Annotated in this window: 7 protein-coding genes; 4 read left to right on the forward strand and 3 right to left on the reverse strand. The window is 72.9% G+C overall.

The window, feature by feature from the left end:
* A partial coding sequence (locus V7Q31_RS16190; RefSeq protein WP_333834894.1) for a carboxyl transferase domain-containing protein occupies positions 1 to 665 on the reverse strand: 665 nt, incomplete at its 3' end.
* A gap of 142 nt (positions 666 to 807) precedes the next feature.
* Here V7Q31_RS16190 and V7Q31_RS16195 point away from each other — a divergent pair.
* The 4 genes from V7Q31_RS16195 (at position 808) to V7Q31_RS16210 (ending at position 5,744) form a co-directional block, all read left to right on the forward strand.
* Positions 808 to 1,467: a carbonic anhydrase gene (locus V7Q31_RS16195; RefSeq protein ID WP_333834895.1), complete on the forward strand. Its 660-nt coding sequence runs from the start codon at positions 808 to 810 to the stop codon at positions 1,465 to 1,467.
* Between the two features lie 74 nt (positions 1,468 to 1,541).
* Entirely contained in the window at positions 1,542 to 2,195 is a 654-nt protein-coding gene (locus V7Q31_RS16200) for an ABC transporter ATP-binding protein (RefSeq protein ID WP_333834896.1), read from the forward strand.
* Positions 2,192 to 4,666, forward strand: coding sequence for an ABC transporter permease (locus tag V7Q31_RS16205; protein ID WP_333834897.1), 2,475 nt, complete (start codon positions 2,192 to 2,194; stop codon positions 4,664 to 4,666). The genes V7Q31_RS16200 and V7Q31_RS16205 overlap by 4 nt, the downstream gene beginning before the upstream one ends.
* A complete protein-coding gene (locus V7Q31_RS16210; RefSeq protein WP_333834898.1) occupies positions 4,656 to 5,744 on the forward strand; it encodes a lipocalin-like domain-containing protein in 1,089 nt (362 codons plus the stop codon). The genes V7Q31_RS16205 and V7Q31_RS16210 overlap by 11 nt, the downstream gene beginning before the upstream one ends.
* A gap of 6 nt (positions 5,745 to 5,750) precedes the next feature.
* On the opposite strand, the gene V7Q31_RS16215 is transcribed toward V7Q31_RS16210, so the two are convergent.
* Together V7Q31_RS16215 and V7Q31_RS16220 are read right to left on the reverse strand one after the other, a co-directional pair.
* Positions 5,751 to 6,452: a Crp/Fnr family transcriptional regulator gene (locus tag V7Q31_RS16215; RefSeq protein ID WP_333834899.1), complete on the reverse strand. Its 702-nt coding sequence runs from the start codon at positions 6,450 to 6,452 to the stop codon at positions 5,751 to 5,753.
* A gap of 83 nt (positions 6,453 to 6,535) precedes the next feature.
* On the reverse strand, positions 6,536 to 7,175 hold a 640-nt coding region (locus tag V7Q31_RS16220), incomplete at its 5' end, for a hypothetical protein (RefSeq protein ID WP_333834900.1).

The following is a 7,175-nucleotide window of genomic DNA, read 5'->3' on the forward strand; positions in this document are numbered from 1 at the left end:
TAGACGCTGTGCTCGAGCATCGCGACGCGGTTGGCGGTGGCGAAGGCGACCGCGCCGCCCGACCCGCCCTCGCCGATCACGACCGAGACGAGCGGAACGCCGATCTGAAGGCATTTCTCGGTGCTGCGCGCGATCGCCTCGGCCTGTCCGCGCTCCTCCGCGCCCTTGCCGGGATAGGCGCCGGGCGTGTCGATCAGGGTGATCACCGGCAGGCCGAAGCGGTCGGCCAAATCCATCAGCCGGATCGCCTTGCGGTAGCCCTCGGGGCGGGCCATGCCGAAATTGCGGTGCAGGCGGCTTTTCGTGTCGCGGCCCTTCTCGTGGCCGATCACGACCACCGGTCGGTCCTCGAAGCGGGCGAGGCCGCCGATCACGGCGTGATCCTCGGCGAAGCCGCGGTCGCCTGACAGCGGCGTGAATTCGGTGAACAGCGCCTCGACATAGGCCAGCGCGTGCGGGCGGTCGGCATGGCGGGCGACCTGGCATTTCGACCATGGATCTAGGCCCGCGTAGAGGTCGGTCAGCAGCTTGCGCGCCTTCTCGTCGAGCTTGGCGGCTTCCTCGGCGACGTCGGTCTCGGGGTTGCGCGCGGCCATGGCGCGCAGCTCCGCCGCCTTGCCTTCGAGCTCGGCGAGGCCTTTCTCGAAATCGAGATAATTGCGCACTGCGTCCTCCGGCGGTCGGGCCTGTCGCTCGGGGGCGGATTACGCCGAGGGTGGGGGAAATTCAATCGCTCGAGCGGCGCGCGGCCGTCGCGTCTCGACAAAGCCCCCCGCCCGCGCTAGCCGGGACGCCGGAGGCCCGATCATGCCGCGCAAAGCCGACGCCCTGCCGCCCTATCTCGTCGAGCGCTATCGCGCGTGGCGCGCCCTGCGCTTCGAGCAGGACAAGGCGTGGTATGCGCGGCTCGCGGAAGGCGGCCAGCGCCCGCGCGCGATGATCGTCTCCTGCTGCGACAGCCGCATCGACGCGGTCGGGCTGTTCGGCGCGGAGCCCGGGGACCTGTTCGTGCTGCGCAACGTCGCGGCCCTCATCCCGCCGTTCACGCCGGACCATTCCCATCACGGCTCATCGGCTGCGGTCGAATACGCGATCACCGCGCTGCGCGTCGCGCATGTGGTCGTGGTCGGCCATTCCGATTGCGGGGGCGTCGCCGCCTGCTGCGACATCTGCGAGGGGCGCGCGCCGCATCTGGAAGCCGACACCAGCTTCGTCGGCCGCTGGATGGAGATTCTGCGCCCGGGACATGCGCGCGTCGCGGCGGCCAATCCCGAGCGCGCCGACCGCCAGCGCGCGCTGGAATTCGAGGCGGTGCTGACCTCGCTGCGCAATCTCGAAACCTTCCCCTTCGTGCGCGAGGCGGTCGACAAGGGCCTCGTGACGCTGCACGGCGCGTGGATGGACATCGGCGCGGGGCGGCTGCACGTCTTCGACGCGCCGAGCCGGAGTTTCGCGCAGCTCGGCTGAATTCGCGCGCCGGCCATGGGCCGCCAGGGCGCGCGCCCTATGATCCACGCGTCACTCCCTGCACCGGGCGAGCCATGCTGACCATCCGCGACCTGCGCAAGCAGTACGACACGCCGCAAGGCCCGATCACCGTGCTCGACGGGGTTACCTTGAGCGTCGCCGCCGGCGAGCGGGTGGCGCTGATGGGCGAGTCGGGCTCGGGCAAAAGCACGTTGCTGCATCTGGCCGCCGGCCTCGACGCCGCCGACGGCGGGACGATCCACGTCGGAAACGCCGAAGTGACTGCGCTCGACGACGCCGGGCGCGCGGCGCTGCGGCGCGACCGGATTGGGATCGTGTTCCAGCAGTTCAACCTCGTGCCCTCGCTGACGGTCGCCGACAATCTCGCCTTCCAGGCGCGCATCGCCGGCCGCCACGATCCGGACTGGACGGCGCGTCTGGCCGAGCGGCTGGGCGTGGCGCAGCTGATGGACCGCTATCCCGAGCAGCTTTCGGGCGGGCAGCAGCAGCGCGTGGCCATCGGGCGGGCGCTCGCGGTGCGCCCCGTGCTGGCGCTCGCAGACGAGCCGACCGGCGCGCTCGACGAAGCCACCGCGGAGGAGGTGATCGCGCTGGCGCGCGATCTGGCGGGCGAGACCGGCTGCGCCTTCCTGATGGCGACCCACAGCGCACATGTCGCCGGCGCGATGGACCGGGTGCTGCGGCTGCATGCGGGGCGGCTGGAATGAACGGGCGCTGGCAGGTCCTGCGCTGGACGCTGGCGACGCTGGCGAGCCACTGGCGGCGCAAGCCCCTGCAATTCGCCGCGCTGTTCGTCGGGCTCGCACTTGCGACCGCGCTCTGGAGCGGCGTGCAGGGCCTCAACGCGCAGGCTCGGCAGAGCTACGCCGAGGCGGCGGCGCTGCTCGGCGGCGCGCAGACGGTCAGCGTCGCGCGGCCCGAAGGCGGGACGTTCGACCAGGGCCTCTATGTCGATCTGCGGTTGCAGGGCTGGACGGTCTCGCCCGTGCTGGAGGGCCGCGTGCGCGTCGGCGAGCGGCTGTGGCGCGTGGTCGGACTCGACCCGGTCACCTTGCCGGCGAGCGGGGCGCTGGCGGGCATCGGGGCGGCGGAGGGCGGCGACGCCGGCGTCCTGCTGGGCCGTCCGCGCGCGGCGCTGGTCTCCCCCGACACGCTGGCCGAGTTCGAGGCGCTCTATGAGGACGCGCCGGTCGCTGCGACCGGCGAGGCGGTTCCGCCGCTGCGCGCGCGCGACGGCGTCGCGCCGGCGACGCTGGTGATGGATGTCGGCGCGGCGCAGCGTCTGCTCGACCGCCCCGGCGCGCTCTCGCGGCTGATCGCGCCGGCGGGGCGCGCGCCGGATGCCGCGGCGCTCGCCGGAACCGGGCTCAGCGTGCAGGCCGACCCGGCGGGCGAGGATCTGTCGCGGCTCACCGACAGTTTTCACCTCAACCTCACCGCCTTCGGCCTGCTCGCCTTCGTGGTGGGGCTGTTCATCGCCCACGCCGCCATCGGGCTGGCCTTCGAGCAGCGGCTGCCGACGCTGCGCACGCTGCGCGCCTGCGGTGTCTCCGCCTCGGCGCTGGCCGGCGCGCTGCTGGCCGAACTTGTCGCCTTCGCGATGGCGGCGGGGGTCGCGGGCATGATCGGCGGCTATGTGATCGCGGCGGCCCTTTTGCCGGACGTGGCGGCGAGCCTGCGCGGCCTCTACGGCGCGCCGGTCGGCGGCGCGCTGCGGCTCGATCCCGCCTGGTGGCTGTCGGGGCTCGGGATGAGCCTGCTCGGCGCGTTGGCCGCCGCCGGGGTCAGCCTGTGGCAGGCGGCGCGGCTGCCGGTGCTGGCGCCGGCGCAGCCCTTCGCGTGGTTCGGCGCGCATCGCAAGCGCATCCGGCTCCAGGCCTGGGGCGGCGTCGCGCTGATGGCGCTCGCGGCGATGGTCGGGCGCGCGGGCGACGGGCTGCTCGCGGGCTTCTTCATCCTCGGCGCGCTGCTGCTCGGCGCTGCGCTGCTGCTGCCGGGCGTGCTGTCGGCGGTCCTCGGCTGGGGCGCGGAGCGGGCGAAGGGGCCGCTGACGCGGTGGCTGTTCGCCGACGGACGGCAGGCGCTGTCGGGGCTGTCGCTGGCGCTGATGGCGCTGATGCTGGCGCTCGCGGCCAATATCGGCGTCGGAACGATGGTCGGCGGCTTCCGCGAGGCCTTCACCGGCTGGCTGGAGAACCGGCTGGCCGCCGAAATCTACGTCCGCCGGCTCGATGCGGAGGAGCGGCGGGTCTTCGAGGCGCGGGTGGGCGACATCGCCGACGTGACCGCGATCCTGCCCGCCCGCAACGTCGACTTGCGGCTGAATGGCTGGCCGTCCGAGCTGCTCGGCCATGTCGACCACGCGACCTATCGCGACGCCTGGCCGGTGATCGAGGCCGCGCCCGAGATGTGGGAGACTTACGCGCGGGGCGAGGGCGCGCTGGTCTCCGAACAGCTCGCGCGGCGGCTTAAGTTGCGGCTCGGCGACGCGCTGGAGGTCCCGACGCCGCAGGGGCCGTGGCGGCTCGAGGTGGTCGGCGTTCATCCCGATTACGGCAATCCCAAAGGGCAGGCGGTCGTCTTGCACGACGCGCTGGTGGCGCGGTTCCCCGAGGCGGAGGCGGGCTCCTACGCGCTGCGCGTGACGCCAGGGCGCACGGAGGCGGTTCTGACCGCGCTGCGGGCCGACCCCGCGCTCGCCGAGATCGAGATGGTCGATCAGGGCATGGTGAAGGGCTTCTCGCTCGACATCTTCGACAAGACCTTCGCGGTCACCAACGCGCTGAACGCGCTGACGCTGGGGGTGGCGGGGGTCGCGTTGCTGACGAGCCTCGCCACGCTCGGCGCGATGCGGCTGCCGCAGCTCGCCCCGCTCTGGGCGATGGGGCTGACGCGGCGCAAGCTGGCGACGATGGAGCTGGGGCGCACGCTGGCGCTCGCCTTCCTCACCGCGCTTTGCGCGATCCCGCTGGGGGTGGGGCTCGCCTGGGTGCTGGTGGCGGTGGTCAATGTGCAGGCCTTCGGCTGGCGGCTGCCCTTCGCGGTGTTCCCCGGCCAATGGGCGCAACTCACCCTTCTGGCGCTGGTCACCGCGGCGGTCGCTTCCGTCCCGCCGATCCTGAGACTGGCGCGCATCGCGCCGACGCAGCTGCTGGGAGCTTTCGCCAATGAGCGCTGAGACGAGCCTGACGCGGCGCCGCCTGCTGGCCGGGGCCGCCGCCGCGGCGCTCGCAGGCCCCGGCGCGCGCGCGCAGGGCTTCGCCGGAATGGGCGCGGAGGCGGCGGAGTTCGCGCAGGTCGTCCCCGGCGCGGCGCTCGACTTTCCGCGCGACCACCTCGCCCATCCGGGCTTCCGGATCGAATGGTGGTATGTCACCGCCAATCTGCGCGCCGCCGACGGGACGCGCCTGGGCGTTCAGTGGACCCTGTTCCGGACCGCCTTCGAGCCCGGCGACACCGATCTCGGCGCGGGATGGGACAGCCCGCAGCTCTGGTTCGCGCACGCCGCGATCACCACCGCCGAGACTCACCGCGCCGAGGAGCGTTTCGCGCGCGGGGGGATCGGGCAGGCCGGCGTGACCGCGCCGCCCTTCCGCGCCTGGATCGACGACTGGGCGCTCGAGGGCGCGCCCGGACCGGGCGACCTCTACGACCGGCTCTCGATGCGCGCGCGCGGCGCGAGCTTCGCTTTCGCGCTCGACATGGCGGCGGAAGGGCCGCTCGTGCTGCATGGCGAGGAAGGCTTCAGCCTGAAGTCCGAGCGCGGTCAGGCGTCCTACTACTACTCGCAACCCTTCTACCGCGTGCGCGGCAGCGTGACGCTCGATGGGGAGGAGACGCAGGTCGAAGGCCGCGCCTGGCTCGACCGCGAGTGGAGCAGCCAGCCGCTCGACGAGACGCAGACCGGCTGGGACTGGTTCTCGCTGAGCTTCGACGACGGCGACAAGGCGATGCTCTACCGCATCCGGCAGGCGGACGGCGACACCTTCTCGGGAACCTGGATCGGCGCGGACGGCGCGACGGCGCAGATCGCCCGCGCCGACATCGCCTTCACGCCGCTCGACTGGGCCGACGTCGCGGGCCGCGAGACGCCGGTGCGCTGGCGCGTCGAGATCGCCGGCCGCGGCGTCGAAATCGAGGTCGCAGCGCTCAATCCCCGCGCCTGGAATGCGCTGACCGTGTCCTATTGGGAGGGGCCGGTGATCATGACCGGCACGCATCCCGGCGAGGGCTATCTCGAGATGACCGGCTATTGAGGCGCGTCAGCGGGCGAGGGCGCGCAGAGCCGCCGGGTCGCGCAGCACGATCGCGCCCTTGGGGCACGCGATCAGCCCCGCGCGCGCCCATGCGCGCAGCTGACGGTTGACGCCTTCGCGCGACGCGCCGATCAGCCGGGCCATGTCGCCCTGAGAGGGCGGGCGGGGGATGCGCAGCGCTTCCGGGTCGTCCGCCGAAGGCGCGGCGCCGCGCTCTTCCGCGAGGCCGATCAGAAGGAGGGCGAGGCGGCCCGGCAGATCGCGCAAGGCCATCGCCTCCACCTGCCAGCTGCTGCGCCGCAGCCGCGCGCACAGCACCTCGATCACCGCTGCGGCGACGCCGGGGCGCTCCTCCATCGTGAGGCGCAACGCCGCGCGGTCGATGACCAGCGCCTCGACAGGCGCGGCGGCGACGGCGTCGGCGGAGCGCGGACGCCCGTCGAGCACGGCGATCTCGCCGAGCATCTCTCCCGGTTCGACGAAGTTGAGCGTCGCTTCGCGCCCGTCCTCGGAGGCGATGGAGATCCGCGCGCAGCCCGAGAGGATCAGCAGCATCGCCTCGCCCGGATCGCCTTTATGGAAGATGGTCTGGCGCGCCGCGAACCGCTTGCGCCGCCCGAGTGCGGCGAGGGCGGACCAGTCGTCTTCGGCGAGGCCGGCGAGAAGCCCTGCGCGCGGGCGCGGCGTCCGGGGAGGGGGGCCGTCCATGTCGATCCGCTCCGCCGTCGCGCCGCATTCGCCATGCAAGATGCCGCCGCGCGAACGCGGCGGCAACGGTTGAGATGCGCGGCTCACGCGTAGAGCAGATGGTCGGTCGGAACGTCGAGCCCGATCGCATGGGTCGCCGCCGCCGCGCCGTCGCTCAGAAGCTTGGAGACGCTGTTGCCGGCGTTCGCGAACAGCCCCATCGTTCCCACCGCGTCGTCGAGCATGTCGAGCGCGTCGCGGCCCTGCCGGGCGGCGCCGGCATAGGAGGTCAGCGCGAAGTCGGCGAGCTCGACGTCGCCGAGGGCCGCCGCGTCGAAGGCCGCCGCGATGTCGAAGTGGAAGCTCTCGGAGCCGTTCACGAGCCGCAGCGTCTCGACCCGCCCCGCTGTCGTATCCATGCCGACCACCCGCACCGAGCCGATCTCGTCGCCGAAGAAGCTGTCCTCGAAGCCGATCACGAGGTCGCTCGCCTCGCGGGTCAGGGTGAAGTCGAAGGCGTCGATGTCGACGATCCCGTAGCGGCGGATCTCGATGACGTCGTCGCCGCCGCCCGTCGGCAGGATCTGGTCGAGGCCGGGGATCCTGTCGCCCAGCCAGTCGGCTGCGCCCTGCAGAGCCCCGAAGCCGCGCTCGTCGACGATCACCTCGCCCTCGTCGAACCACACGAGATAGGTGTCGTCGCCCGCGTCGCCGACGAGGCGCTCGCCGCCGGTCTCCGCCGCG

Origin of the sequence: Rubrimonas sp. (assembly GCF_036788415.1) — a bacterium.
In the GTDB taxonomy this organism is placed as follows: Bacteria; Pseudomonadota; Alphaproteobacteria; order Rhodobacterales; family Rhodobacteraceae; genus Rubrimonas.

Excerpts from the sequence above, each read along its gene's own strand:
- V7Q31_RS16195 (WP_333834895.1), top strand. The coding sequence starts at position 808 with ATGCCGCGCAAAGCCGACGCCCTGCCGCCCTATCTCGTCGAGCGCTAT.
- V7Q31_RS16200 (WP_333834896.1), top strand. The coding sequence starts at position 1,542 with ATGCTGACCATCCGCGACCTGCGCAAGCAGTACGACACGCCGCAAGGC.
- V7Q31_RS16205 (WP_333834897.1), top strand. The coding sequence starts at position 2,192 with ATGAACGGGCGCTGGCAGGTCCTGCGCTGGACGCTGGCGACGCTGGCG.
- V7Q31_RS16210 (WP_333834898.1), top strand. The coding sequence starts at position 4,656 with ATGAGCGCTGAGACGAGCCTGACGCGGCGCCGCCTGCTGGCCGGGGCC.
- V7Q31_RS16215 (WP_333834899.1), bottom strand. The coding sequence starts at position 6,452 with ATGGACGGCCCCCCTCCCCGGACGCCGCGCCCGCGCGCAGGGCTTCTC.